Origin of the sequence: Pandoraea pulmonicola, from assembly GCF_000815105.2 — a bacterium.
In the GTDB taxonomy this organism is placed as follows: Bacteria; Pseudomonadota; Gammaproteobacteria; order Burkholderiales; family Burkholderiaceae; genus Pandoraea; species Pandoraea pulmonicola.
This window is the reverse complement of sequence record NZ_CP010310.2, coordinates 5777419-5803647: the sequence shown is the minus strand read 5'-3', so window position 1 is coordinate 5803647 and position 26229 is coordinate 5777419. Positions and strand designations below refer to the sequence as shown.

The window sequence follows — 26229 nt, the reverse complement described above, 5'->3', positions numbered from 1 at the left end:
CAGAGAATCGATTTCGATGGAATTTCTAGGCATCCCCCTGCCGGCGCTGTTGAGCCAACTGCTGCTGGGTCTGGTGAACGGCTCGTTCTACGCCATGCTGAGCCTCGGCCTGGCGGTGATCTTCGGTCTGCTCAACGTGATCAACTTCGCGCACGGCGCGTTGTTCATGCTGGGCGCCATGCTTGCCTGGATGGGCGGCAGCTATCTCGGCCTCAACTACTGGGTCATGCTGATTCTCGCGCCGCTGGTCGTGGGCGTCGTCGGCGTGATCATTGAGCGCACCATGCTGCGCTGGATCTACAAGCTCGACCACCTCTACGGGTTGCTGCTCACATTCGGCATCACGCTCGTGCTCGAAGGTGTGTTCCGCTCGATCTACGGGGTGTCCGGCCAGCCGTACGATGCGCCCGACATGCTCTCCGGCGCCACCAACCTCGGCTTCATGTTCATGCCGAACTATCGTGCATGGGTCGTGGTGGCGTCGCTCATCGTGTGTTTCGCGACCTGGTTCGTGATCGAGAAGACGAAGATCGGCGCGTATCTGCGCGCGGGCACGGAGAACCCCAAGCTCGTGGAAGCGTTCGGCGTGAACGTGCCGCTGATGATCACGCTGACGTACGGCTTCGGCGTCGCACTCGCGGCGTTCGCCGGCGTGCTCGCCGCGCCCGTCATCCAGATCTCGCCGCTCATGGGGCAGTCGATGATCATTACCGTGTTCGCGGTCGTCGTGATCGGGGGCATGGGTTCCATCATGGGGTCGATCGTGACCGGCCTGATGCTCGGCGTGATCGAGGGCTTTACCAAGGTGTTCTACCCGGAAGCGTCCGCGACGGTCGTGTTCGTGATCATGGTGATCGTGTTGCTGCTGCGCCCGGCAGGGCTGTTCGGCAAACAAAAGTAAGGGGCAGAGCAATGCAACAAGGAATGCAACAACGCGTGCTTTATTCGCTTCTGCTGCTCGCGTTGATCGTCGCGCCGTTCGCCGGCGCGTATCCGGTCTTCGTCATGAAGGTGCTGTGCTTCGCGCTGTTCGCGTGCGCGTTCAACCTGCTGCTCGGCTTCACGGGGCTGCTGTCGTTCGGCCACGCGGCATTTTTCGGCAGCGCGGGGTATATCACCGGCTACGCGATCCGCAATCTCGGCTTCACGCCCGAGGTGGGCATCGTCGCCGGCGTGATCGCCGGGGCCGTGCTGGGACTGGTCATCGGCCTGCTGGCGATTCGCCGTCAGGGCATCTACTTCGCGATGATCACGCTGGCGCTCGCGCAGATGCTGTACTTCTTCTGTCTGCAGGCGCCGTTCACCGGCGGTGAAGACGGCCTGCAAGGCGTGCCGCGCGGCAGCCTGTTCGGCGTGCTGCCGCTCGACTCGGACCTGACGCTGTACTACGTGGTGCTGGCCATCTGCGCGCTGGGCTTCCTGCTGATCATGCGCGTGGTGCACTCGCCGTTCGGCCAGGTGCTCAAGGCGATCAAGGAGAACGAGCCGCGCGCCATCTCGCTCGGCTACGACGTCGATCGCTTCAAGCTGCTGGCCTTCGTGCTCTCGGCCACACTCGCCGCGCTCGCCGGCTCGACCAAGACCGTGGTGCTCGGCTTCGAGACACTCACCGACGTGCATTGGACGATGTCGGGCATGGTGATCCTGATGACGCTCGTGGGCGGTTTGGGCACGATGCTCGGGCCGGTGGTCGGCGCGGTCGTGATCATCGTGCTGGAGAACAAGCTCGGCGATATCGGCAACTGGCTTGCCACGGCGACCGGGGTGACGTGGTTCCAGACGCTGGGCGAGTCGGTGACGATCGTGATCGGCGCCATCTTCATCATCTGCGTGCTGGCTTTCCGTCGAGGGCTGGTCGGCGAGCTGGTGGCGCGCAGCCGGTTCTTCCGGACGATGGCGCAACACCAGTCGTAGCGCGCCGGGGCAGGGCGGCGGGCGCACCGGAATGGGGCGCCAGATCGTCGCCCTGAGGCATGTATGTCGGAAAAAAGCTAATCCGTAGGGGTAAATGCTGACTTGTGGTGCATCGGGTGCTCCTTTATTCTCTCCCTCAGTTCGCGTCACAGCAGGATATAGGGGCGAGGAACGAGGAGACAATAAGCGCGAAAACGCGCACCGCCAAAAAGGAAGCGCTGTTGGAGAGAACTCCAACAGCGCTTTTTATATTGCGCTCCGCCATCGCGTGCCAACGGCTTCCTGTTGCAGTCGGCCATGCTGGCTTCGCGTCACATCGCATCCTCCTTCATTCTTTGCGTCCGCTTTCGCGGCGGCTTTCTCGCCTGTTTTATCACCCCTTTTTGCACCGTTTCTGTTTGTCGGGCCATCGATTTCACGCCACGCTGCGAGAATCGTGTCGGCCAAATACGCGCAATGCGGCCTAAAGACGCTATGCTCGCCGTTTTGCTACGCGATTCGCAGTCGGTATTCGGCGGCGTTGGGCGGTATCGGCCGACATGGGGCAGTCTCGAGCGGTGTTCTCGCCGGAGGCTCCGGGCGCCCCGGTCTCCCATCGCGCGTGTCTGCTCCCGCGCCTCGCGTCCCGTTTCTTTATCGTGTTCATTCGGCTCCCCCGAACATTCGCCGCCGTCGTATGTCCTGCCTGCTTGTCGTTCCGTCGTCCTCTCCGTTCGTGGCGCCCGCCGACGAGCGCATTCATCGGTTCTCGCGAGTGCGCGACGCGCGTGCAGGGAGGACATCGTGATGGACTGGGCACTGAGTGATTTACTGATGCTCGCGGGCGGGGCGTTTCTTGCCGGTCTGGTGGATGCCGTCGTTGGCGGCGGCGGTCTGATCTCGGTGCCGACGCTTTTCGCCGTCTTCCCGAACGCTGCGCCGCCCGTGCTGTTCGGCACGAACAAGCTGGCCGGCATCTGGGGCACGGCGTCGGCCGCGATGCACTACGCGCGCGGCATCCAGCTTCGCTGGGCGATCCTGGTGCCGGCGACCGTGGCGGCCTTCGTGTTTTCGTTTTGCGGCGCGTACGCCGTCACCCATATTCCGGCGGATGTGTTGCGCAAGGCGTTGCCGTTCGTGCTGGCCGGCGTCGCCATCTACACGCTGCGCAAGAAGGATTTCGGCACGGTCCACGCCCCTGTGAAGGGCGGGACGGGGGTGACCCTCATGGCGGTGGCCGTGGGCGGCGCCATCGGCTTCTACGACGGTTTCTTCGGCCCGGGCACCGGCAGCTTCCTCGTGTTTCTGTTCGTGCGCCTGTTCGGGCAGGACTTCGTCAACGCTTCGGCGTCGTCGAAGATCGTGAACGTGGCGACCAATCTCGCCGCGTTGCTGCTCTTCGGCATGGGCGGGCATGTGTGGTGGCAGGTCGGCCTCGGCATGGCCGTCATGAACGTCATGGGCAGTCAGGTCGGCAGTCGGCTGGCGCTCAAGCACGGCGTGGGCTTCGTGCGTCGCATGTTTCTGGCGGTGCTCGCCGTGCTGATCGTGAAGACCGGATACGACGCATTCCTGCGCAACTGATCGGGCGCGGCAAGAAAAGCGGCGGGAACGCCGCCGGGCGTGGCAGGCAGACGCGTATGCGTGCGATGCCACATGTGGGGAAACCGCACTTTACGAGAAGGTGCCGGTGCCCGTAAGATGGGCGACAATTTACCGACTGTGCGGTCGGTTAATGTCAAAAGAACGAATTCGAATTTTTGTGAGGAGACCCAAATGAAACTGAAGTTGCTGTGCATGGCATCGGCGATGATGCTGGCCGCGGGCGTTGCGAACGCTCAGGTGAAGATTGGCGTGTCGCTGTCGGCGACCGGTCCCGCCGCTTCGCTGGGCATTCCCGAGAAGAACACCATTTCGCTGATGCCGAAGACGATCGGCGGTCAGTCGGTGCAATACATCGTGCTCGACGACGCCACGGACACGACGACCGCCGTCAAGAACATGCGCAAGCTCATCAGCGAAGATCACGTCGACGCCGTGCTCGGTTCGACCGTGACGCCGAACTCGCTGGCCATGGTCGACGTGGCGGCGGAGACGCAAACGCCGGTCATCTCGATGGCCGCGGGCGCCGCCATCGTCGAGCCGGTCGACGCCAAGCGCATGTGGGCCTTCAAGACGCCGCAGAACGACATTCTGATGGCGACCGCCATTGCCAAGCACATGGCCGACAACGGCGTGAAGACCGCTGCCTTCATCGGTTTTGCCGACGCCTACGGCGAGGGCTGGTACAAGGAATTCCAGAAGGCCGCCGACCTGAACAAGATCAAGATCGTGGCCAACGAGCGCTTCAACCGCGCCGATACGTCGGTGACGGGTCAGGTTCTCAAGGTCATGGGCGCGAACCCGGACGCCGTGCTGGTCGCCGGTTCGGGCACGCCGGCGGCACTGCCGCAGCGCACGCTCAAGGAGCGCGGCTACAAGGGCAAGCTGTATCAGACGCACGGCGTGGCCAACAACGACTTCCTGCGCGTGTGCGGCAAGGACTGCGAAGGCACGTACCTGCCGGCCGGCCCGCTACTCGTGGTCGAGCAACTGCCGAACGACAATCCGGTGAAGAAGTCGGCCGCCGCGTACAAGGCGGCTTACGAGAAGGCCTATGGCGCCGGCTCGATCTCGACGTTCGGCGGTCACGCCTGGGACGGCGGCCTGTTGCTGCAGGCGACGATTCCGGTCGCGCTGAAGAAGGCCAAGCCGGGTACGCCGGAATTCCGCGCGGCGCTGCGCGACGCGCTGGAGAACGTGAAGGACATGCCGGGCACCGCCGGTATCTTCAATATGAGCAAGAACGACCACAACGGTCTGGATCAGCGCTCGCGCGTGATGGTGCAAATCGTCGACGGCAAGTGGAAATTGGCGAACTGATGCGCTTCGGGGCTGCCTATAGCACGCAGGCATGCCCCGTTGTCGTATCCGCAGCAGTCGTGTCCGGTCGCGGTTGACCGGGCCGGAAGAACGGGCGTTCGCGCCCGTTTTTTTTGAGCGTGGTAGTTTCGCGCTCGCAAAGAGACGGCAGGACATGCACTTGAGAGCGGCACATGAGAGGCCGCGTTGTCCCAACCTGATCGCCGCAGCCGGGGGGCTGTCCCAGGCGATCCTTTCGAGCGTAAAACCATGACGGGTGAATTCGAACACCGCAATCTATCCCTGGTGTTATTACAGACGCGTGAGGCGGTAATGGGGCTGTTTCGGCCCTTGCTCAATTGTTACGACATCACGGAACAACAATGGCGTGTCATACGCGCCGTCAACGATAGCGAATCCGGGGAGATGGAGATCGGGCAGGTGGCGCGCGAGTGCTGCATTCTCAGCCCGAGTCTGTCGGGAATGCTCGAGCGCATGGAGGCGGCGGGACTGATTCTGCGCCGGCGGGTGGCGGCCGATCAGCGTCGGGTGATGGTTTCGCTCACGCCGTCGAGCCGGGCGTTGTGCAAGAAGCTCGGCCCGCTGGTCGAGGCGCGCTATCGCTTTCTGGAAGACAAGGTCGGGCGCGACACGCTCGCCGAGATCTACCGGTTGCTCGATGTCGTGCACGATGCGCTTCCGCCCGACGTGCTGGCCGAAGCGCCGGCGCTGCCGGCCAAGCCGCGTCGTCGCCGGAAGTCGGTGATGTGATGGCGTCTCAGTAGTCGCCCGGGTTTTACCAATGCATAACGATTTATACAATTCATAATTCGCTGCGCTGCGTCACGGGGAACGTGCGGGGTGTATCGATGTGAAGGGGAACGGGGCGGCAGCGCGCCGCACCGTGCATCACACCGGCTGTCTCGCCAGCCGGTTCAAGAAGTACTCAAACGAAGTGAGAGGAGCATGGATCTTTCGATTGCAGCCATCCTGGCGCAGGACGGCATCACTACGGGTGCGATTTATGCCTTGCTGGCATTGGCGCTCGTGTTGGTGTTTTCCGTCACCCGCGTCATCTTTATTCCGCAGGGCGAGTTCGTGTCGTATGGCGCGCTCACGCTGGCGGCACTGCAAACCCAGAAGTTTCCGCTGACGAGCTGGCTGCTCGTGGCGATGGGCGTGTGCACGTTCATCGTGGAGACGGTCGGCGTGTTGCGTCACAGCGAGCGTCGCAAGCTGGCCGGTCGCATTGTGCCGGTGCTCGCGGGCAAATATCTGGTGTTTCCGATTGCCGTGTTCTTTGTCGTCAAGGCGCTTGCCCCGATGACGCTGCCGATGCTCGTGCAGATCGCCGTCACGCTGCTGGTCGTGGTGCCCATGGGACCGATGCTTTATCGCCTCGCGTACCAGCCGCTCGCCGAGGCGAGCACGCTGTTGCTGCTGATCGTCTCGGTCGGCGTGCACTTTGCGCTTACGGGACTGGGTCTGGTGATGTTCGGCGCCGAGGGTTCGCGCACGCAGGCGTTCTCCGATGCGAGTTTCAACATCGGTTCGGTGATGATTTCGGGGCAGAGTCTGTGGGTGGTGGGCGTTTCGGTCGTGATGATCCTGGCGTTGTACTTCTACTTCGATCGATCGCTCTCGGGCAAGGCGTTGCGCGCGACGGCCGTGAACCGGCTTGGCGCGCGTCTGGTGGGCATCGGCACGGTGCAGGCGGGACGTCTGGCGTTCACGCTGGCGGCCGTGCTGGGCGTGCTGTGCGGCATTCTGATCGCGCCGATCACGACCATCTACTACGAGTCGGGCTTCCTGATCGGTCTGAAGGGCTTCGTGGGTGCGATCATCGGCGGTCTGGTGAGCTATCCGGTCGCGGCGCTGGGCGCCATTCTGGTGGGCCTGCTCGAGTCGTATTCGTCGTTCTGGGCGAGTGCGTACAAGGAGGTCATCGTCTTCACGCTGATCCTTCCGGTGCTGCTGTGGCTTTCGCTCACGAGCAAGCACGTGGAAGAAGACGAGGAATAAGCCGGGGCGGACCACAGAATGAAAAACAAATACTTCCTGATTTTTTTGGTGCTGCTGGCCGTGTTGCCGGTCCTGCCGGCACCGGTGCGTCTGCCTGAATACTGGGTGACGCTGCTCAACTACATCGGCCTGTACAGCATTGTCGCGATCGGCCTGGTGTTGCTCACCGGCGTGGCCGGGATGACGTCGTTCGGCCAGGCCGCCTTCGTCGGTCTGGGCGCGTATGCGACGGCGTACCTCACGACCGCCTATGGCGCGTCGCCGTGGCTCGGCCTGATTGTCGGTATCGCCATTACGGCGGCCGCGGCGCTGGTCATCGGCGCGATCACCATGCGTCTGTCCGGCCACTTCCTGCCGTTGGGCACGATCGCCTGGGGTTTGTCGCTGTACTACCTGTTCGGCAACCTGGAGTTCCTGGGCAAGTACGACGGCCTGAACGACATTCCGACCATCAACCTGTTCGGGCTCGAGTTGGTGAGCGGGCGTCAGATGTTCTATTTGATCTGGATCGTGGTGGTGCTGGCGGTGGTGTCGGTCAAGAACCTGCTCGACTCGCGTCCGGGCCGAGCGATTCGCGCCCTCAAGGGCGGTGGCGTGATGGCCGAGGCGATGGGCGTGAACACGGCGTGGATGAAGGTCGTGGTGTTCGTCTATGCGGCGGTGCTCGCGGCGATTTCGGGCTGGCTGTACGCGCACCTGCAGCGTGCTGTGAACCCCACGCCGTTCAACCTGAATCACGGCATCGAATATCTGTTCATGGCCGTGGTCGGTGGCGTCTCGCACGTCTGGGGTGCGGTGCTGGGCGCGGCGATCCTCACGGTGCTCAAGGACTACCTGCAGAACATTCTGCCGGTGCTGCTGGGTGCGAACGGCAACTTCGAGACGATCGTCTTCGGCGTCTTGCTGGTGTTGCTGCTGCAGTATGCGCGCGATGGTGTGTGGCCGTTCTTCGGCAAGATCTTCCCGGCGCGGCGCGTGGCGAAGGCGCCTGAGCAGGCTGATGCGCTGGGGCATCGCGCCAAGCCGGCCGTGGGCGAAGTGGTGCTCAAGCTGGAGAAGGCGCGCAAGGAGTTCGGTGGTCTGGTCGCGGTAAACGACGTGTCGTTCGAAGTGAAGGCGGGCGAGATCGTCGGCCTGATCGGGCCGAACGGTGCGGGTAAGTCGACGACATTCAACCTGGTGACGGGTGTGCTGCAGGCGACGCGCGGCGAGATTTCGTTCCTCGGCGAGCGCATCGAGCGTCTGCCGTCGCGCGAGATCGTCAAGCGCGGTATTGGTCGGACTTTCCAGCACGTGCGTCTGATGCCGCACATGAGCGTGCTGGAGAACGTGGCGATCGGCGCGTATCTGCGCGACGGGAATGGGCTGCGTCGTCGTCCGCAGGGTGGTGTGTGGTCGAGCGTGCTGCGGCTCGATCGTCGTGAAGAGGCGATGCTGTTGCACGAGGCGGCCAAGCAGATCGAGCGTGTGGGGCTGGGCGCGCACATGTACGACGAAGCGGGCAGCCTGGCGTTGGGGCAGCAGCGTATTCTGGAAATCGCCCGGGCGTTGGCCTGCGATCCGACGCTGCTGCTGCTCGACGAACCGGCTGCGGGCCTGCGTTACAAGGAGAAGCAGGCGCTGGGCGATTTGCTCAGGAAGCTGAAGGACGAGGGCATGAGCGTGCTGCTGGTCGAGCACGACATGGATTTCGTGATGAATCTGACCGATCACCTGGTGGTGATGGAGTTCGGCACCAAGATTGCTGAGGGGATGCCGGAAGACGTGCAGAAGAACCCGGCGGTGCTCGAGGCGTACCTTGGAGGAGTGGAGTGATGGCGGACGCAATTCTGGAGGTCAAGGACCTCGCCGTCGCGTACGGCAAAGTCGAGGCGCTGCACGGTGCACATCTGCGTGTGGAAGCGGGCCAGATCGTCACGGTGATTGGTCCGAACGGGGCGGGCAAGTCGAGCATGCTCAACGCGATCATGGGGGCGTTGCCGCACAACGGTTCGAGCAAGGGAAGCGTGGCGTATCTCGGTCACGAGATGTCGGCGCTGACGATCGAAGCGCGCGTGGCGCGCGGTATGTGTCTGGTGCCGGAGAAGCGCGAGTTGTTCTCGACGATGACGGTTGAGGACAACCTGTTGCTGGGTGCGTACCGTCGCAAGCGAGCCGGGGAGAAGAATTTCCTGGACCAGATGGAAGTGGTCTACGAGCTGTTTCCGCGGCTCAAGGAGCGTCGCACGCAGCAGGCAGGTACACTTTCGGGCGGTGAGCGTCAGATGCTGGCGGTGGGCCGTGCGTTGATGGCCAAGCCGCAGTTGTTGATGCTCGACGAACCGAGTCTCGGCCTCGCACCGCTGATCGTGAAGGAAATCTTCCATATCATCAACGACTTGCGTAAGACGGGGGTGGCAACGCTGCTGATCGAGCAGAATGCCCGTGCGGCGTTGCAGGTGGCCGATTACGGCTACGTGATTGAGACGGGCGAGCTCGCGCTGGAAGGTCCGGCACAGGAGTTGGCCAGCAACCCGAAGGTCATCGAGACATACCTGGGGCTGGCGAAGAAGGCTGCATAAGCTTTCCGAGGGCCGTCTCGTCGGTTCTCTCGCTGTCCCCGGAGGTATCCGGAAATCTCTGAAAGCCCGCCAATCCCGGCGGGCTTTTTTTCGTCCCGACATGGTGAACGAGCGTTCTCAAATTCCGTTCCGTCCCTATTTTCGTCATCTCAGTCTTTGCGAGGACGTCGGGGAGAGCAATGTCACTTATTCACAGTTGCTTGTGGATAGTTGTGAGTAATTTAAATCCATTGCGCACTGCCGCAATAAGGGGTTACAGGATTTTTTCAGGAATCTCGACGAAACTGGGATTTGGGTTATCCACAGAAAAGCAAATTCTCCGACGGGATTTGCTTCCTCTGTCTGGGGTGTGGATAACACGAACGGATTCTCGATTTTTTCCGCATGCGCGAACGTGCTCGTTGCTGGAAGGCTTTGGCGTTTTGATGTTGGTTTTCGTTCGCGTTGACGTTTCTTGGCGGTGATCGGTTTTTTGGGTTGTTGTCTAAACCTATCGGTGCAATAGCTTTTCTGCATTTGCAGATGCCCGGGCTCCGCTGTCGAATGCCCGAAACGGCTGCGGCGCTTGTTTGGGGGTTTCACGTGGAACGTTGAGGATGGGTTTTCTCCACCACATCCCGCTACATTGGCTTGTGGTGCTGGCAAGCATCCGGGCAGCGGAGCCCGGCGGCACCCTGACTGCGTTCCACCTGAAAGTCACTCCGTCAGGGCACCGCCGGTCTCCGCCGTCGAATGCCCGAAACGGCTGCGGCGCTTGTTTGGGGGTTTCACGTGGAACGTTGAGGACGGGTTTTCTCCACCACATCCCGCTACATTGGCTTGTGGTGCTGGCAAGCATCCGGGCAGCGGAGCTCGGCGGCACCCTGACTGCGTTCCACCTGAAAGTCACTCCGTCAGGGCACCGCCGGTCTCCGTCGTCGAATGCCCGAAACGGCTGCGGCGCTTGTTTGGGGGTTTCACGTGGAACGTTGAGGACGGGTTTTCTCCACCACATCCCGCTACATTGGCTTGTGGTGCTGGCAAGCATCCGGGCAGCGGAGCCCGGCGGCACCCTGACTGCGTTCCACCTGAAAGTCACTCCGTCAGGGCACCACCGGTCTCCGCCGTCGAATGCCCGAAGGGGCTGCGGCGCTTGTTGGGTGGTTTCACGTGGAACGCTGAGGATGGGTTTTCTCCACCACATCCCGCTACATTGGCTTGAGGTGCTAGCAAGCATCCGGGCAGCGGAGCCCGGCGGCACCCTGACTGCGTTCCACCTGAAAGTCACTCCGTCAGGGCACCACCGGTCTCCGCCGTCGAACGCCCGAAGGGGCTGCGGCGCTTGTTGGGTGGTTTCACGTGGAACGCTGAGGATGGGTTTTCTCCACCACATCCCGCTACATTGGCTTGAGGTGCTAGCAAGCATCCGGGCAGCGGAGCCCGGCGGCACCCTGACTGCGCTCCACCTGAAAGTCACTCCGTCAGGGCACCGCCGGTCTCCGCCGTCGAATTCCCGAAGGGCTGCGGTGCTTGTTTGGTGATTTCACGTCGAATAGTCTTGTGGACTTTCGAAACTGGAACCTCGGCTACAACGAGTAGAAAGATTGGTTTCCCCGCCGACTCACCTGAGAGTTTTGCGTGGGGCGTCAGGTTAAGGAAGGGGAGCGTGTTGGCGGATGGGGATTCTTTGCCGGTCAGGGCTTGGCTGGGCCGGAGTTGCTTTGTAGTATCCGGACCTGACGAAACTCGCACAAGATTGGGTCGGGGATGAGCTTGGAATCCGGGGCTTTGAGAAAGGCAGCCGAGTTTCCTTCGTATGTAGTTCGGGGGTAACAGCGTGTGCGGCGGTGCACATGGACAAAGTTTGCGATCTGGCGTGAAAGGTATTTGAAGTTATGCGGTGGGCCGGTGTAACAGTAATGTTGTTTGCGATCATCGTCCGGCGGAGTATTTGGTACTGAATTTCTCGTCGCAGGCCAGGCTTACTGAATCCATCTCGAAATGTGCGACGTTCCACGTGAAACATCGTGGTGAGTTAGATATACCGGCGTTCGGAAGCTCGCTTGGCGGAGATCGGCCGTGCCCTGCCGTAGCGACTTTCAGGTGGAGCCTAGGCGGGGCATGGTCGATCTCCGCTGCCCGGAGGTGCAAGAAGAGCGAGAGCGGGATAGCGGGACGTGGTTGTCAACGATTGAAAGTACCTCCACGCCAAGCGAAGTCACCCGGTTTCACGTGAAACAGAGCGCCGCTTCTCCTCCACCATTTCGGACATTTGCTTGGCAGAGATTGCCGGTGCCCTGGCGTAGCGACTTTCAGGTGGAGCCTAGCCAGGGTGCCGGTAATCTCTGCGGCCCGGAAGCGGGAGAGGGTGCAGGCGCTATTGTACCGAAGGTCTTCAAACCCACCTGAGACGCAACACCGCCCTCATCCCATCAACACATCACTAAAATCACGGAATCCCACCACGTTCCACGTGAAACATTCGAGCGGTTACAAATGATGCATCGCAATACCGCTATAATTCCGCAATTACCGAATCCAGAGAGTTTGCCGCGCGCGGCAAAATTGCGATGCTTTATCCGACCGAGTTCGATGTGATCGTAGTGGGTGGTGGCCATGCCGGCACCGAGGCTGCGCTCGCCTCGGCCCGTATGGGCTGTAAAACCCTCCTGCTTACCCATAACATCGAGACGCTCGGCCAGATGAGCTGCAATCCCTCCATCGGCGGGATCGGCAAAGGCCATCTCGTGAAAGAGGTGGACGCGCTGGGTGGCGCGATGGCCGCTGCCACCGACGAGGGCGGCATCCAGTTTCGTATCCTGAATTCGTCCAAAGGCCCGGCCGTCCGCGCCACCCGCGCCCAGGCCGACCGTATTCTGTATAAACAGGCGATTCGTCATCGCCTCGAGAATCAGCCGAATCTCTGGCTCTTCCAGCAAGCCGTCGAAGATCTGATCGTCGAAGGGGAGCGCGTCGTCGGTGCCGTCACTCAAGTAGGCCTGCGCTTCCGCGCACGTGCCGTCGTGCTGACCGCTGGAACGTTCCTCGACGGCAAGATCCACGTTGGCCTCAATAACTATGTCGGTGGCCGTGCGGGGGACCCCGCTGCCGTCAGCCTGTCCGCGCGCCTCAAAGAGTTGAAGTTGCCGCAAGGTCGCTTGAAAACCGGTACACCACCGCGTATCGATGGTCGCTCCATCGACTTCTCCGTGCTGGAAGAGCAGCCCGGGGACCTCGATCCGGTGCCCGTTTTCTCGTTCCTCGGCCGGCCTGAGCAGCATCCCCGCCAAGTGCCGTGCTGGGTGACGCACACCAACGAGCGTACCCACGATATCATCCGCGCCGGCCTCGACCGCTCGCCGATGTACACCGGCGTGATCGAGGGCGTCGGTCCGCGCTATTGCCCGTCGATCGAGGACAAGATTCATCGCTTCGCCGACAAGACGTCGCATCAGATCTACCTCGAACCGGAAGGGCTCACAACCAACGAGTTCTACCCGAACGGAATCTCCACCAGCCTGCCTTTCGACGTCCAGCTTGAACTGGTCCGCTCGATGAGGGGCATGGAGAACGCCTATATCCTGCGCCCGGGCTACGCCATCGAATACGACTACTTCGATCCGCGCGGTCTGCGCAGTTCGCTCGAAACCCGCGTCATCTCGGGACTCTTCTTCGCCGGCCAGATCAATGGCACGACCGGCTACGAAGAAGCCGCCGCCCAAGGGCTGTTGGCCGGAATCAACGCCGCACTGCAAGTGCAAGGTCGCGAGGCATGGTGCCCGCGCCGTGATCAAGCCTATCTCGGTGTGCTCGTCGATGATCTGATCACTCGTGGTGTGTCCGAACCGTATCGCATGTTCACCAGCCGCGCCGAATACCGTCTGTCGCTTCGCGAGGACAATGCCGATATGCGTCTGACCGAAATCGGTCGCGAACTCGGTGTCGTGGACGACATTCGTTGGGACGCGTTTTGCCGCAAACGCGACGTTGTTTCACGTGAAACAGAACGTCTCAAATCGACGTGGGTGAATCCGAAAACCTTCCCGGCGGAGGACGCGGTGCCGCTGCTGGGCAAGGCGATCGATCACGAGTACTCGTTGGCGGATTTGTTGCGTCGCCCCGAAGTCGGGTACGACGCGCTCATGGCAGTGCAGGGCGGGCGACTTGCTCCCGAAGGCGTGCTGTCGGATGATCCGCTGCAGGCCATTCAGATTCGCGAGCAGATCGAGATCGCGGTCAAGTATCAAGGTTATATCGACCGTCAGGCCGACGAAATTTCCCGCAAGGAAGCCAACGAGAACACGGTGTTGCCTACCAGCATCGATTACAACGATGTCAGGGGGCTGTCGATCGAAGTGCGTCAGAAACTCAATGCGCAGCGTCCCGAGACGCTTGGCCAGGCATCCCGCATCTCTGGTGTGACGCCCGCTGCCATCTCGTTGCTGATGATCCATCTCAAGAAGGGACTCGGACGACGTCGCGCGTCAGGGGAAACGACTGACGCCGGCGATGCCGGCGACCAGCACGCAGCCTGACGCGGAGATCTCATGACTGCTTCGCGAGGCAATGCCGCAAATGGCGGCAACGAGCTGGCCGTGCTATTGGCCGATGGTATTCGGCAACTCGGCCTGACCATCGGCGACGAACAACAAGCGCGTCTGCTCGACTACCAGGTGCTGCTGGCCAAATGGAACGCGTCGTTGCAGATGACTTCGATCCGCGATCCGCGGCAGATGGTCGTCAAGCATCTTCTCGATTCGCTTTCGATCCTGCCGCGTCTGGATCGCGAACCGATTTCGCGTGTCCTCGATGTGGGCTCGGGGGGCGGCTTGCCCGGCGTGGTGCTCGCCATTGTGCGTCCCGACTGGCAGGTGACTGTCAACGACATCGTCCACAAGAAGACCGCGTTTCTGACACAGGCGCGTGCCACGTTCAAGCTGACCAACCTCACCGTGGTGACTGGGCGAGTGGAGTCGCTGGTCGTCGGCAAGGAAGTGCCGGCGGCGTTCGATGCGATCGTCTCGCGCGCCTTCGCCGAACTGAACGATTTTGTCACGCTGGGCAGCAAGCTGCTCGCACCGGGGGGCAGCTTCTGGGCGATGAAGGGGGTGGCTGCGGAGAACGAACTCGCGCTTCCTCCGGGCTATGAACTGCTCGAGCGCCTGGCGCTGGACGTTCCGTTTCTCGACGCCGAGCGTCATCTGCTCCGCGTGAAGGTGAAGGCATGAACAAGGTGACCCGCTGGGTAGGGGCCGCCATGCTCGGTCTCTCGGTGGTGGCGGCAGTGGCCTGGGCGCAGTCGGGTCAGGAATCGCTTACGACGCGCGTTCGCCCCGTCCAGAAGATCGACAAGGAACGCTATGTCGGCACCTGGTACGAAATAGCACGCTATCCGAATTTCTTCGAGCGAAAATGTGTCTCGGATGTCACGGCCGAGTATGTGGCGCTGTCGGACGGCAAGATCGCCGTCACGAACAAGTGCCGCAAGGAAGACGGCACCTGGGTGAGCGACGGCGGCCTTGCCCGCACCGACGGGCAGGGCACCGGCACCGCACGCTTCAAGGTGACGTTCGCGCCGGACTGGTTGCGCTGGATTCCCTGGCTTTGGGCGAACTACTGGGTTATCGTGCTCGACGGCGACTACCAGCATGCCGCCGTCGGAGAGCCCGGTCGCGAGTATCTCTGGATCCTCTCGCGTACGCCGACCATGGACGAGAACGCGCTGAATCAAATGCGAGCTCAATTGCGCAAGCAAGGCTACGACACCGACAAGCTGGTGTTGACGCCGCAAAAGGCCAGCGTACCCTGAGCTCGCGCCGGCCTGTTTCACCGGCAAGTCGGGTAATAACTGAGCTTTGCTCAGATAATCGAACTGGCAGGATGTGGCCGGTGGGGCAGGGTTCCGGCCGGTCATTCTTCGGCGGCGTCGCCTGCGCAATACCGCTTCATCCCGGCATCATCTGCATCAATCGCTTCAACACGGCAGCATTCGGAGGACTACATCGGCATGGCGAAAATTTTCTGCGTGGCCAATCAGAAGGGCGGCGTCGGCAAGACGACCACCACGGTGAACCTCGCCGCCGGACTGGCGTCGCACGGGCAGCGTGTCCTGTTGGTCGACCTGGACCCGCAGGGCAATGCAACGATGGGCAGCGGCATCGACAAGGCCGCGCTCGAGTCGAGCGTGTACGAAGTGCTGGTTGATGGCGCCGATGTCGCGACGAGCTGCCAGCGCTCGGAGACGGGCAGCTACGACGTGTTGCCCGCCAACCGCGAACTGGCCGGCGCCGACGTGGAACTCGTCTCGCTCGAGAACCGCGACACGCGTCTCAAGCAGGCGCTCGCCAAGGTGGACGACGCGTACGACTTCGTGCTGATCGACTGCCCACCCACGCTTTCGCTGCTCACGCTCAACGGCCTGTGCGCCGCGCACGGCGTGATCATTCCGATGCAGTGCGAATATTTCGCACTCGAAGGATTGTCGGATCTCGTCAACACGATCAAGCAGGTGCACGCGAACCTCAATCGCGACCTGAAGGTGATCGGTTTGCTGCGCGTGATGTTCGATCCGCGCATCACGCTGCAGCAACAAGTCTCGGACCAGCTCAAGGAGCACTTCGGCGACAAGGTATTCAACGCCATCATTCCGCGCAACGTGCGGCTTGCCGAAGCGCCGAGCTACGGTATGCCGGGTGTCGTCTTCGATCCCGCCTCGCGCGGCGCGAAGGCGTATCTGCAGTTCGGCGCGGAAATGATCGCGCGCATTCAAACTATGTAAGGCGCATTCGCGCAGGAACGCATTGTCATGGCGACCAAGACCAACGCATTGAAAAAGAAGGGCCTGGGCCGCGGCCTCGAAGCGCTGCTCGGCGCACACGCCGACAACCACAACGGCGCGACCGAGGCCAATGCCGACGGCGCACCCGCGGTGATGGCGCTCGAGCGCCTCCAGGCGGGCAAGTATCAGCCGCGTACGCGCATGGACGAAGGCGCATTGCAGGAGCTCGCCGCGAGTATTCGTGCGCAAGGTCTGATGCAGCCGATTCTGGTGCGGCGTGTCGATGGTGAGAAGTACGAAATTATTGCGGGCGAGCGACGCTTCCGTGCCGCACGCATCGCCGGACTCGCCGAAGTCCCCGTGCTCGTGCGCGACGTGCCCGACGAAGCCGCCGCCGCAATGGCGCTCATCGAGAATATTCAGCGTGAAGATCTGAATCCGCTCGAAGAGGCGCAAGGCATTCAGCGCCTGCTCGGCGAATTCAACTATACGCACGAGCAAGCCGCGGAATCGCTCGGCCGCTCGCGCAGCGCCGTGTCGAACTTGCTGCGTCTGCTCAATCTGGCGCAACCGGTGCAGACGATGCTGCTCGCGGGCGATCTCGACATGGGGCATGCACGCGCGCTGCTCGCCGTCGACGCCGCCACGCAAATCACGCTTGCCAATCAGGTGGTGAACAAGCGTCTGTCGGTGCGCGATACGGAGCGTATCGTGAATGCGTCGCTCAAACCGCAGGGCGATGGGATTCGCCGCCGTTCGGCGCAAGAGGGCGGCCGTGACGTGACACGCCTCGAGGAAGAACTCTCGGATCTGCTCGCATCGAACGTCAAGATCAAGGTCGGCCGCAAGGGAGCAGGGCAGCTCACGATCGAATTCGGCAGCCTCGACGCACTCGACGGCATCCTCGCGCGCATTCGCCCCGAATAATTTTGGCCTCCTGAATATCCAGTCATGACCGAGCCCACCGGAGAGCCGGCAAGCGGCGCAACGCCGCAGGCCTCCGGCGACGCCGATGTGCGTAATTCAGCCGATCCGGCGAGCGCCGTGAGCGAAGCCGGCGCGTCGGGCGAATCACCCGCCTCGCGCACCTCGTCCACCCAGCAGTCCTTCCGCAAGTCGCATCCATCGCGCACGTCGCGCCTCGCTTCTGCGCTGCGCGCAACTTACGAGCGCGTACGCGCGGATCGTGTGCTCGTCATCCTGCTCGTCGCTTTCGCGGTGCTGCAGTTTGCGCGGCCTGCAAGTGCCGGCGAGCTGTGGCGCCGAATCGATCTGCACACGATCCTCACGCTGGCCGGTTTGCTGATGCTCACCCGCGCGATCGATCAGAGCGGTTTCCTCGATTGGCTCGCACAACGGTTGTTGCGAGCGTTTCGCACGGAACGCCGTCTCGCCCTGTTGATGGTGATGTTCGCCGCTGCGCTCTCGACGCTGCTCACCAATGACGTGGCCCTCTTCGCCGTGGTCCCGCTGGCCCAGTCGCTCGCGCGCATCGCACCCGTGCGGATCGAACGTCTGATCATCTTCCTCGCGCTCGCCGTGAACGCGGGCTCCAGCCTCACGCCGCTCGGCAATCCGCAGAACCTCTTCCTCTGGCAGCACAGCGGCATGGGCTTCGGTGCGTACATCGCGATGATGGCGCCGATCACGTTCGCGCTCATGGCGGTATTGCTCGCGATGTGTGCCGCCGCCTTCGATTCGCGCGCATTGCATTTCCAACGGCGCGGTCCGTCGCACGACGTGCGCTGGCCGTTGCTGTGGACCGCGCTCGCGTTGTTCGTAGGTTTCGTGGGCCTCGCCGACCACGGTCACGCGGCGTGGGCGTGTGCCGGCGTGGCTGCGGTGCTGTTGTTCGCGCGCCGCAATGCCGTGCTGGGCATCGACTGGCTGCTGTTGGCGATTTTCGTGCTGATGTTCGTCGTGCTGCGCGGTGTCGCTGAGCTGTCCGAGGTCCGCGCCACGCTTGGACAGGTGGATTTTTCGGGCAACGCCGCGGCATATGCCGGTGCGGCGCTGCTCTCGCAAGTCATCAGCAACGTTCCCGCGGCGATCCTGCTCGCCGAGTACAGCCGGAACTGGCCGGCGCTGGCGCATGGCGTAGCGGTGGGGGGCTTCGGTCTGGCCGTCGGCTCGCTCGCCAATCTGATTGCATTGCGCATGGCGAAATCTCGTCAGATCTGGTGGCACTTCCACTGGGTGTCCGTCCCATTTTTCCTGATGGCATTTCTGCTTGGCTACGTTGCACTGAAATGGGTGTGATCACGCGCCGAACGACGGCTAGCTGCACGGATTGCGCAGTGTTCGCGGGCAATCCCGCGCCGCACCATGAGGAAAACGGCGGTCCGTGAGAGTTGGCGCCAAATCGGCGCATGCACTGCACAAGTTCGGCGAATTTGTTGCGCGTTTCGATTGACTGCCATTCGTAATGTCCCGTAAAATCTCGCGGATTTATCTGCTTGAAGAGCCCATTCGTTTTGCACGAGTCGGGCGGGGAGGCAACGAGATGACCGACGAACAACGGTCGAACTTGGAACCGAAACCGCAAGCGCCGGCACGTGCAACATCAGAGGCTTGGGACGACGAGCAGGAGCAAGAAACAATCGTTCCGCTCACGCGTGCGCAGGCCGAGCGCCTGTTCGGTCCCGATGTGGGGCGCGCATCCCGTGTGACTCCATTCAGGGTGGTGGGTGCCCAGGTACTGCTGTCGCTGGTTGCGACACTGGCCTGGTGGCTACTCTCGACATCGCCACGAGACGCGGCGGTGTCCGCTTGGCTGGGCGGAATGATCGGTTGGTTGCCGGGCGCACTGTTTGCGCTGCGGCTGAGAATGTCAGGTGATCGCCTCTCCGTCGGTTCGCTGGTGATGGGAGAAGCGGTCAAGGTAGCGACGACGATTGCGTTGTTGGTGGCTGTAGCGTTCGGTTACCCCGGAGTCCACTGGGTAGCGTTGCTGGTCACCTTCGTGCTTACGCTCAAGGCCTATTGGCTTGCGATGGCACTGAGGTAGCGGTGGAAAAACCGCTCACGCGTCGACACGCTACCGTGTGCGGATTTTCATAATTGGGTGTTTGATCGCTATGTCAGTAGAAGCCGGAAGCCACGCTCCGAACCCGTCGGAGTACATTTCGCACCACCTGCAAAACCTCGCGAGCTCGACACAGACCAAGATCGTCGATTTCTCGATCATCAACTGGGACACGATGTTCTGGTCGATCACGATGGGCGTTGTGGGTTGTTTCCTGCTGTGGTTGGCCGCCCGCAAGGCAACCTCGGGCGTGCCGGGCCGCTTCCAGGCAGCCGTCGAAATGCTCGTCGAGATGGTCGAGGACCAGTCGAAGAGCATCGTGCACGGCAACCGTGCCTTCATCGCCCCGCTCGCGCTGACCGTGTTCGTCTGGGTCGCGCTCATGAACTCGCTGGATCTGCTGCCCGTCGACCTGCCGTCGAAGATCATCGGCTGGGTCGGCCTGGGGTCGATCATCACCCATCACCGCATTGTTCCGACGGCCGACCTGAACGGCACGCTCGGTATCTCGGTCGGCGTGCTCATCCTGATGCTGTTCTACAGCTTCAAGATCAAGGGCGCCGGCGGCTTCATGCATGAACTGTTCACGGCCCCGTTCGGCAACCACTTCCTGCTGTGGATTCCGAACCTGCTGCTCAACATCATCGAATTCTGTGCCAAGACCGTGTCGCTCGGTATGCGACTGTTCGGCAATATGTACGCCGGCGAACTGGTGTTCCTGCTGATCGCTCTGCTGGGCGGGATCTGGAGCTTTGGCGCAGATGCGTCGGTGCTGGGTTTTGTCGGCCACGTCATTGCCGGCACCGCATGGGCGATTTTCCACATCCTGATCGTGTTGCTCCAGGCGTTCATCATGATGATGCTCACGCTGGTGTATATCGGCCAGGCGCACGACCATCACTGATCGGTTGTTGCGGATGTCACGTGTTTCCCGGTTTTTCGGTTTTCAAATTTAAAGTTTCAAGTCTCTAACCAATAGGAGTAATCATGCAAGCTTTCATCGCTAACATCCAGGGTCTGACCGCAATCGGTATCGGCATCATCATCGGTCTGGGCGCAATCGGCGCCTGTCTGGGTATCGCGCTGATGGGCGGTAAGTACATCGAGGCATGCGCTCGTCAGCCGGAACTGATGAACCCGCTGCAAACGAAGATGTTCCTGCTGGCTGGCCTGATCGACGCCGCATTCCTGATCGGCGTGGGTGTTGCCATGCTGTTCGCATTCGCGAACCCGCTGCTGTCGAAGCTCGCTTAAGTTTCTTTCGGCCGGTCGCGCATTGATCCGCGCGGCCAACTGGACATGAACGGCGCGCCCAAGCCAGCAGGCACAATGGGGCGCGCTGTTTTGCCAATCGACTCGCATCACCGAAAGGAAACACCGTGAACATTAACGCAACTCTGTTCGCGCAAACCGTCGTGTTTCTGATCCTGGCATGGTTCACGATGAAGTTCGTGTGGCCGCCGCTGATCAAGGCTATCGACGAACGCGCGAAGAAAATCGCTGACGGACTGGCCGCTGCCGACAAGGGCAAGGCTGAACTCGAAGCCGCCAACAAGCGCTCCACGCAAGCGCTCGCGGATGCTCGCGACGAAGGCGCGAAGCGCATTGCCGACGCCGAGAAGCGTGCACTGGCCGTGGCCGACGAGATCAAGGCGCAGGCGCAAGCCGAAGCCGCTCGCATCATCGCCAACGCCAAAGCCGAAGCCGAGAACCAGGCCGTCAAGGTCCGTGAATCGCTGCGCGAGGAAGTTGCCGGTCTGGCCGTGAAGGGCGCCGAGCAGATCCTGAAGCGTGAAGTTGACGCCAAGGCCCACGCCGACCTGCTGAACCAACTCAAGGCAGAGCTCTGATCATGGCCGAACTCGCAACCATCGCTCGTCCGTACGCTGAGGCGTTGTTCCGCGTGGCCAAGGCCGGTGACCTGAATCGCTGGTCGGAGCTGGTGCGCGAACTGGCGCAAGTGGCAGCGCTGCCCGAAGTGGCCAATCTGGCCGACGATCCGAAAGTGACGCCGACGCAGGTCGTCGACGTGCTGACCGCCGCCGTGAAATCGACCGACGCCGAAGTGCGCAACTTCGTCGCCGCCGTGGTCGAGAACGGTCGTCTGGCAGCCATGCCGGAGATCGCCGGGCAGTTCGAAGCGTTGAAGAACGCCTCCGCCGGTTCGGCAGATGCCACGATCGAAAGCGCCTTCCCGCTCGAAGGTGAGCAACTGACCTCGCTGGTCAAGGGCCTCGAGCACAAGTTCGGCCGCAAGCTCAACCCGACGGTGACGGTGGATTCGTCGCTTATCGGTGGCGTGCGTGTGGTGGTTGGCGACGAGGTGCTGGACACTTCGGTGCGCGCCCGCCTGGCGGCCATGCGGACGTCGCTGACGGCCTGAGGGCCGGCGCGAATCGCCTGCGACGGCAAGAATTGAATATCAGGAGCACATATGCAACTCAATCCCTCTGAAATCAGCGAACTGATCAAGAGCCGGATTCAAGGTCTCGAGAGCGGCGCCGAAGTCCGTAACGAAGGCACCGTGATCTCGGTGACTGACGGTATCTGCCGCATCCACGGCCTGTCGGACGTGATGCAGGGTGAAATGCTCGAATTCCCGGGCAACACCTTCGGTCTGGCACTGAACCTCGAGCGCGACTCCGTCGGTGCCGTGATTCTGGGCGAGTACGAGCACATCTCGGAAGGCAACACCGTCAAGTGCACGGGCCGCATTCTGGAAGTGCCGGTCGGCCCGGAACTGAAGGGCCGCGTCGTCGACGCACTCGGCCAGCCGATCGACGGCAAGGGTCCGGTCAACGCCAAGATGACCGACGCCATCGAAAAGATCGCCCCGGGCGTGATCTGGCGTAAGTCGGTGTCGCAGCCGCTGCAAACGGGTACCAAGGCCATCGACGCCATGGTGCCGATCGGCCGTGGCCAGCGTGAGCTGATCATCGGTGACCGTCAGACGGGTAAGACCGCCGTGGCCATCGACACGATCATTTCGCAAAAGGGCAAGGGCGTGACCTGCGTCTACGTCGCCATCGGTCAGAAGGCGTCGTCGATCATGAACGTGGTGCGCAAGCTCGAAGAGCACGGCGCGATGGAATACACGATCATCGTGACGGCAACGGCTTCGGATTCGGCTGCCATGCAGTTCATCGCACCGTACGCCGGCTGCACGATGGGCGAGTATTTCCGCGACCGCGGCGAAGACGCGCTGATCATTTACGACGACTTGACCAAGCAAGCCTGGGCCTATCGTCAGATCTCGCTGCTGCTGCGCCGTCCGCCGGGCCGTGAAGCTTACCCGGGTGATGTGTTCTATCTGCACTCGCGTCTGCTCGAGCGCGCCGCCCGCGTCTCGGAAGAGTACGTGGAGAAGTTCACCAACGGCGCGATCAAGGGTCAGAGCGGCTCGCTGACCGCACTGCCGGTGATCGAAACGCAAGCCGGTGACGTGACCGCGTTCGTTCCGACGAACGTGATCTCGATTACCGACGGCCAGATCTTCCTGGAAACCGATCTGTTCAACGCAGGCATCCGTCCGGCAATCAACGCCGGTATCTCGGTGTCGCGTGTGGGCGGTGCGGCGCAGACCAAGGTCATCAAGAAGCTGTCGGGTGGTATCCGTACCGACCTCGCACAGTACCGTGAACTGGCTGCGTTCGCGCAGTTCGCCTCGGATCTGGACGAAGCCACCCGCAAGCAGCTCGAGCGCGGCCGCCGCGTGACGGAACTGCTCAAGCAGCCGCAATACCAGCCGCTGCAGGTGTGGGAACTGGCCGTGTCGCTGTTCGCCGCCAACAACGGCTATCTGGACGATCTCGAAATCGCCCAGGTTCTGCCGTTCGAAAAGGGTCTGCGCGAAGTTCTGAAGACCAGCCACGGCGCGCTCATCGGCCGTATCGAAGAGACGAAGGATCTCTCGAAGGACGACGAAGCCGCCCTGCACGCTGCGATCAAGGACTTCAAGAAGACCGGCGCTTACTAATCCGGTTGAATCGGCAACTATTCAACGGACCCGGGAAGGCGCGATGTTCAGGCTGAAGCGAATGTCGCGCCGAGACAAGGAGTAAGCAATGGCTGGAATGAAGGAAATTCGCGGCAAGATCAAGAGCGTGCAAAACACGCGCAAGATCACCAAGGCCATGGAAATGGTGGCCGCGTCGAAGATGCGCCGCGCGCAGGAACGCATGCGTCATGCCCGGCCGTACGCTGACAAGGTGCGCCAGATCGCCGCGCATATGGGCCAGGCGAATCCGGAATACCACCACCCGTTCATGGTGAAGCACGAAGACGCGAAAGCGGCGGGCATCATCGTGGTGACGACGGACAAGGGCCTGTGCGGCGGCTTGAACACCAACGTGCTGCGTGCCGTGGTGAACAAGATGAAGGAAATCGAAGCACAGGGCCTGAAGATCGAGGCCACCGCCATCGGCGGCAAGGGCTTCGGCTTCCTGAACCGTATCGGCGCGAAGGTGGTCTCGCACGTCGTGCAGCTGGGCGACACGCCGCATCTGGACAAGCTGATCGGCGCGGTGAAGGTTCAGCTCGACGCGTACGCCGAAGGCAAGCTCGACGCCGTGTACCTGGCTTACAACCGCTTCGTCAACACGATGAAGCAGGAAGCCGTGGTGGAGCAGCTGCTGCCGCTGCCCGAGAAGCTCGAGGGCGAGTCGGAAGAAGCGAGCGCGGTGCCGGCACAGCATTCGTGGGATTACATCTACGAACCGGATGCCAAGACGGTGGTGGATGCCCTGCTGGTGCGTTACGTCGAAGCTGTCGTGTATCAGGCAGTCGCAGAGAACATGGCGTCGGAACAGTCCGCCCGCATGGTGGCCATGAAGGCCGCGTCGGACAACGCGAAGACCGTGATCGGTGAATTGCAGATGGTCTATAACAAGGGCCGTCAAGCAGCGATCACGAAGGAACTGTCCGAAATCGTGGGTGGCGCCGCCGCAGTGTAAGCGGTGGCACGGGCCGATGCGCCGTAAGGCGAAATGAATTTGAGTATCTAAAGGAAAAGCGATGAGTACTGCTTTGATTGAAGGCAAGATCGTACAGTGCATCGGCGCCGTGATCGACGTGGAGTTCCCGCGCGAGAGCATGCCGAAGATCTACGACGCGCTCATTATGGATGGTTCGGAACTGACGCTCGAAGTCCAGCAGCAGCTGGGCGACGGCGTGGTTCGCACCATCTGTCTGGGTTCCTCCGAAGGCCTGCGCCGCGGCATGACGGTGAAGAACACCGGCCTGCCGATCACGGTGCCGGTCGGCAAGCCGACGCTGGGTCGCATCATGGACGTGCTCGGCCGTCCGATCGACGAAGCCGGTCCGATCGCACAGGACCACACCCGTTCGATCCACCAGAAGGCGCCGGCATTCGACGAGCTGTCGCCGTCGACGGAACTGCTCGAAACCGGCATCAAGGTTATCGATCTGATCTGCCCGTTCGCCAAGGGCGGCAAGGTGGGTCTGTTCGGTGGCGCCGGCGTGGGCAAGACCGTGAACATGATGGAACTCATCAATAACATCGCCAAGGAACACGGCGGTTATTCGGTGTTTGCCGGCGTGGGCGAGCGTACCCGTGAAGGGAACGACTTCTACCACGAAATGAAGGACTCGAACGTTCTGGACAAGGTCGCGCTGGTGTACGGCCAGATGAACGAGCCGCCGGGCAACCGTCTGCGCGTGGCGCTGACCGGTCTGACGATGGCCGAGCACTTCCGTGACGAAGGTCGCGACGTGCTGTTCTTCGTGGACAACATCTACCGTTTCACGCTGGCCGGTACCGAAGTCTCGGCACTGCTCGGCCGTATGCCGTCGGCCGTGGGCTATCAGCCGACGCTAGCTGAAGAAATGGGCAAGCTGCAAGAGCGTATTACGTCGACCAAGACCGGCTCGATCACGTCGGTGCAAGCCGTGTACGTGCCTGCCGATGACTTGACCGACCCGTCGCCGGCCACCACCTTCGGCCACTTGGACGCTACCGTCGTGCTGTCGCGTGACATCGCCTCGCTGGGTATTTACCCGGCCGTCGATCCGCTCGATTCGACCTCGCGTCAGATCGACCCGAACGTGATTGGCGAAGAGCACTACACGGTGACCCGTCGCGTGCAATCGACGCTGCAGCGCTACAAGGAACTGCGCGACATCATCGCGATTCTGGGCATGGACGAACTGTCGCCGGACGACAAGCTGGCCGTGGCTCGCGCCCGTAAGATCCAGCGTTTCCTGTCGCAGCCGTTCCACGTGGCGGAAGTGTTCACGGGCTCGCCGGGCAAGTACGTTCCGCTCAAGGAAACGATCCGTGGCTTCAAGATGATCGTCGACGGTGAGTGCGACCACCTGCCGGAGCAGGCCTTCTACATGGTTGGCACGATCGACGAAGCGTTCGAAAAAGCCAAGAAGATGCAGTAAACGGTTGAGTGCCGGGAAACGGCGGCGGCTCGCGAGAGGCGCCATCGTGCCCCGGCAGGTGACTGTCGCAGGGCGGGGTAGCGGAGCGAGGACGGCAAACGTCCGGACTGGCGCGCCTGCCGCTTCATCACACTCAACGGGAGCGATTATGGCAACCATTCACGTAGACGTCGTCAGCGCGGAAGAGCAGATCTTCTCGGGTGAGGCGCGCTTTGTGGCGCTGCCCGGCGAAGCGGGCGAGCTGGGTATTCTGCCTGGCCACACGCCGCTGATCACGCGCATCAAGCCGGGCGCAGTGCGCATCGAAGATGAAGCAGGTAACGAGGACTTCGTCTTCGTGGCCGGCGGCATTCTCGAAGTGCAGCCGAACACGGTGACCGTGCTCGCCGACACCGCCATCCGCGGCAAGGACCTGGACGAGGCGAAGGCCGCCGAAGCCAAGCGTCGCGCGGAAGAGGCGCTCGCGAACAAGGACTCGAACATCGAGTACGCGAAGGCCCAGGCCGAACTGGCCGAAGCCGTCGCCCAACTCGCGGCGATCCAGAAGTTCCGCAAGGCGAAGATGTAAGTCGGCGCCGGTGCAAAGGCGCTATCGCGATAAGCCGGGATAGCGCTGCACCGATGCCAAGCCGAGCCGACATCGGCCCGGCACGAAAGCCCCATGC

At 62.0% G+C, this 26229-nt stretch carries 23 protein-coding genes; all 23 read left to right on the top strand.

From position 1 onward, the window contains the following. The first annotated feature begins 16 nt into the window (after positions 1–16). The 23 genes from RO07_RS25155 to RO07_RS25045 all read left to right on the top strand — a co-directional run bounded on the left by RO07_RS25155 (position 17) and on the right by RO07_RS25045 (position 26132). Complete coding sequence (locus tag RO07_RS25155) at positions 17–901, top strand: branched-chain amino acid ABC transporter permease (protein WP_039406837.1); 885 nt, start codon at positions 17–19, stop codon at positions 899–901. A gap of 11 nt (positions 902–912) precedes the next feature. After that, positions 913–1914 carry a branched-chain amino acid ABC transporter permease gene (locus RO07_RS25150; protein ID WP_039406836.1) on the top strand — a complete coding sequence of 334 codons (1002 nt, stop codon included), beginning with the start codon at positions 913–915 and terminating at the stop codon, positions 1912–1914. Between the two features lie 786 nt (positions 1915–2700). Then, entirely contained in the window at positions 2701–3477 is a 777-nt protein-coding gene (locus RO07_RS25145; RefSeq protein ID WP_039406835.1) for a sulfite exporter TauE/SafE family protein, read from the top strand. 192 nt (positions 3478–3669) lie between these two features. Continuing rightward, entirely contained in the window at positions 3670–4815 is a 1146-nt protein-coding gene (locus RO07_RS25140; RefSeq protein ID WP_039406834.1) for an ABC transporter substrate-binding protein, read from the top strand. Between the two features lie 249 nt (positions 4816–5064). After that, positions 5065–5565: a homoprotocatechuate degradation operon regulator HpaR gene (gene hpaR / locus RO07_RS25135; protein ID WP_039406833.1), complete on the top strand. Its 501-nt coding sequence runs from the start codon at positions 5065–5067 to the stop codon at positions 5563–5565. Between the two features lie 195 nt (positions 5566–5760). Further along, positions 5761–6816: a branched-chain amino acid ABC transporter permease gene (locus RO07_RS25130; protein ID WP_039406832.1), complete on the top strand. Its 1056-nt coding sequence runs from the start codon at positions 5761–5763 to the stop codon at positions 6814–6816. Between the two features lie 18 nt (positions 6817–6834). After that, positions 6835–8631, top strand: coding sequence for a branched-chain amino acid ABC transporter ATP-binding protein/permease (locus tag RO07_RS25125; RefSeq protein ID WP_052266882.1), 1797 nt, complete (start codon positions 6835–6837; stop codon positions 8629–8631). Continuing rightward, positions 8631–9377 carry an ABC transporter ATP-binding protein gene (locus tag RO07_RS25120; protein WP_039406830.1) on the top strand — a complete coding sequence of 249 codons (747 nt, stop codon included), beginning with the start codon at positions 8631–8633 and terminating at the stop codon, positions 9375–9377. The genes RO07_RS25125 and RO07_RS25120 overlap by 1 nt, the downstream gene beginning before the upstream one ends. A 2549-nt stretch (positions 9378–11926) precedes the next feature. Beyond that, positions 11927–13891, top strand: coding sequence for a tRNA uridine-5-carboxymethylaminomethyl(34) synthesis enzyme MnmG (gene mnmG / locus RO07_RS25115; protein WP_039406828.1), 1965 nt, complete (start codon positions 11927–11929; stop codon positions 13889–13891). Between the two features lie 12 nt (positions 13892–13903). Beyond that, the gene (rsmG, locus tag RO07_RS25110) at positions 13904–14584 is read left to right on the top strand and encodes a 16S rRNA (guanine(527)-N(7))-methyltransferase RsmG (RefSeq protein WP_039406827.1); all 681 of its coding nucleotides are present in this window, start codon (positions 13904–13906) and stop codon (positions 14582–14584) included. Continuing rightward, positions 14581–15165 (top strand): lipocalin family protein, encoded by a 585-nt coding sequence (locus tag RO07_RS25105; RefSeq protein ID WP_039406825.1) that lies wholly within the window; start codon positions 14581–14583, stop codon positions 15163–15165. The genes rsmG and RO07_RS25105 overlap by 4 nt, the downstream gene beginning before the upstream one ends. 198 nt (positions 15166–15363) lie before the next feature. After that, entirely contained in the window at positions 15364–16134 is a 771-nt protein-coding gene (locus RO07_RS25100) for a ParA family protein (protein ID WP_039406823.1), read from the top strand. Positions 16135–16161: 27 nt separating this feature from the next. Continuing rightward, positions 16162–17061: a ParB/RepB/Spo0J family partition protein gene (locus RO07_RS25095; protein ID WP_039406821.1), complete on the top strand. Its 900-nt coding sequence runs from the start codon at positions 16162–16164 to the stop codon at positions 17059–17061. Between the two features lie 24 nt (positions 17062–17085). Beyond that, the gene (locus RO07_RS25090; RefSeq protein ID WP_237171345.1) at positions 17086–18393 is read left to right on the top strand and encodes an SLC13 family permease; all 1308 of its coding nucleotides are present in this window, start codon (positions 17086–17088) and stop codon (positions 18391–18393) included. Between the two features lie 244 nt (positions 18394–18637). Beyond that, the gene (locus RO07_RS25085) at positions 18638–19141 is read left to right on the top strand and encodes an ATP synthase subunit I (protein WP_039406811.1); all 504 of its coding nucleotides are present in this window, start codon (positions 18638–18640) and stop codon (positions 19139–19141) included. A gap of 70 nt (positions 19142–19211) precedes the next feature. Next, complete coding sequence (gene atpB / locus RO07_RS25080) at positions 19212–20063, top strand: F0F1 ATP synthase subunit A (protein ID WP_039406808.1); 852 nt, start codon at positions 19212–19214, stop codon at positions 20061–20063. An 83-nt stretch (positions 20064–20146) separates the two neighbouring features. Beyond that, positions 20147–20413: a F0F1 ATP synthase subunit C gene (gene atpE, locus RO07_RS25075; protein ID WP_010807762.1), complete on the top strand. Its 267-nt coding sequence runs from the start codon at positions 20147–20149 to the stop codon at positions 20411–20413. A 125-nt stretch (positions 20414–20538) separates the two neighbouring features. Then, the gene (locus RO07_RS25070) at positions 20539–21009 is read left to right on the top strand and encodes a F0F1 ATP synthase subunit B (RefSeq protein WP_039406805.1); all 471 of its coding nucleotides are present in this window, start codon (positions 20539–20541) and stop codon (positions 21007–21009) included. A gap of 2 nt (positions 21010–21011) precedes the next feature. Then, on the top strand, positions 21012–21542 hold the full coding sequence (locus RO07_RS25065) for a F0F1 ATP synthase subunit delta (RefSeq protein ID WP_039406802.1): 531 nt from the start codon (positions 21012–21014) through the stop codon (positions 21540–21542). 51 nt (positions 21543–21593) lie between these two features. Then, positions 21594–23135, top strand: coding sequence for a F0F1 ATP synthase subunit alpha (atpA, locus tag RO07_RS25060; protein ID WP_039406801.1), 1542 nt, complete (start codon positions 21594–21596; stop codon positions 23133–23135). Between the two features lie 88 nt (positions 23136–23223). Then, positions 23224–24111, top strand: coding sequence for a F0F1 ATP synthase subunit gamma (gene atpG, locus RO07_RS25055; RefSeq protein ID WP_039406799.1), 888 nt, complete (start codon positions 23224–23226; stop codon positions 24109–24111). A gap of 61 nt (positions 24112–24172) precedes the next feature. Beyond that, positions 24173–25564 (top strand): F0F1 ATP synthase subunit beta, encoded by a 1392-nt coding sequence (atpD, locus tag RO07_RS25050; protein WP_039406797.1) that lies wholly within the window; start codon positions 24173–24175, stop codon positions 25562–25564. A 148-nt stretch (positions 25565–25712) separates the two neighbouring features. Then, positions 25713–26132 (top strand): F0F1 ATP synthase subunit epsilon, encoded by a 420-nt coding sequence (locus RO07_RS25045; protein ID WP_039406794.1) that lies wholly within the window; start codon positions 25713–25715, stop codon positions 26130–26132. Positions 26133–26229: the final 97 nt, after the last annotated feature.

What these genes read in the sequence shown, in the direction of transcription:
- RO07_RS25120 (WP_039406830.1), top strand. Translation starts at nt 8,631, where the DNA reads ATGGCGGACGCAATTCTGGAGGTCAAGGACCTCGCCGTCGCGTACGGC.
- RO07_RS25065 (WP_039406802.1), top strand. Translation starts at nt 21,012, where the DNA reads ATGGCCGAACTCGCAACCATCGCTCGTCCGTACGCTGAGGCGTTGTTC.
- RO07_RS25090 (WP_237171345.1), top strand. Translation starts at nt 17,086, where the DNA reads ATGACCGAGCCCACCGGAGAGCCGGCAAGCGGCGCAACGCCGCAGGCC.
- RO07_RS25085 (WP_039406811.1), top strand. Translation starts at nt 18,638, where the DNA reads ATGACCGACGAACAACGGTCGAACTTGGAACCGAAACCGCAAGCGCCG.
- RO07_RS25155 (WP_039406837.1), top strand. Translation starts at nt 17, where the DNA reads ATGGAATTTCTAGGCATCCCCCTGCCGGCGCTGTTGAGCCAACTGCTG.
- mnmG (WP_039406828.1), top strand. Translation starts at nt 11,927, where the DNA reads ATGCTTTATCCGACCGAGTTCGATGTGATCGTAGTGGGTGGTGGCCAT.
- hpaR (WP_039406833.1), top strand. Translation starts at nt 5,065, where the DNA reads ATGACGGGTGAATTCGAACACCGCAATCTATCCCTGGTGTTATTACAG.
- RO07_RS25125 (WP_052266882.1), top strand. Translation starts at nt 6,835, where the DNA reads ATGAAAAACAAATACTTCCTGATTTTTTTGGTGCTGCTGGCCGTGTTG.
- RO07_RS25095 (WP_039406821.1), top strand. Translation starts at nt 16,162, where the DNA reads ATGGCGACCAAGACCAACGCATTGAAAAAGAAGGGCCTGGGCCGCGGC.
- RO07_RS25130 (WP_039406832.1), top strand. Translation starts at nt 5,761, where the DNA reads ATGGATCTTTCGATTGCAGCCATCCTGGCGCAGGACGGCATCACTACG.
- RO07_RS25140 (WP_039406834.1), top strand. Translation starts at nt 3,670, where the DNA reads ATGAAACTGAAGTTGCTGTGCATGGCATCGGCGATGATGCTGGCCGCG.
- atpG (WP_039406799.1), top strand. Translation starts at nt 23,224, where the DNA reads ATGGCTGGAATGAAGGAAATTCGCGGCAAGATCAAGAGCGTGCAAAAC.
- rsmG (WP_039406827.1), top strand. Translation starts at nt 13,904, where the DNA reads ATGACTGCTTCGCGAGGCAATGCCGCAAATGGCGGCAACGAGCTGGCC.
- RO07_RS25045 (WP_039406794.1), top strand. Translation starts at nt 25,713, where the DNA reads ATGGCAACCATTCACGTAGACGTCGTCAGCGCGGAAGAGCAGATCTTC.
- atpE (WP_010807762.1), top strand. Translation starts at nt 20,147, where the DNA reads ATGCAAGCTTTCATCGCTAACATCCAGGGTCTGACCGCAATCGGTATC.
- RO07_RS25150 (WP_039406836.1), top strand. Translation starts at nt 913, where the DNA reads ATGCAACAAGGAATGCAACAACGCGTGCTTTATTCGCTTCTGCTGCTC.
- RO07_RS25105 (WP_039406825.1), top strand. Translation starts at nt 14,581, where the DNA reads ATGAACAAGGTGACCCGCTGGGTAGGGGCCGCCATGCTCGGTCTCTCG.
- atpD (WP_039406797.1), top strand. Translation starts at nt 24,173, where the DNA reads ATGAGTACTGCTTTGATTGAAGGCAAGATCGTACAGTGCATCGGCGCC.
- RO07_RS25100 (WP_039406823.1), top strand. Translation starts at nt 15,364, where the DNA reads ATGGCGAAAATTTTCTGCGTGGCCAATCAGAAGGGCGGCGTCGGCAAG.
- atpB (WP_039406808.1), top strand. Translation starts at nt 19,212, where the DNA reads ATGTCAGTAGAAGCCGGAAGCCACGCTCCGAACCCGTCGGAGTACATT.
- atpA (WP_039406801.1), top strand. Translation starts at nt 21,594, where the DNA reads ATGCAACTCAATCCCTCTGAAATCAGCGAACTGATCAAGAGCCGGATT.
- RO07_RS25145 (WP_039406835.1), top strand. Translation starts at nt 2,701, where the DNA reads ATGGACTGGGCACTGAGTGATTTACTGATGCTCGCGGGCGGGGCGTTT.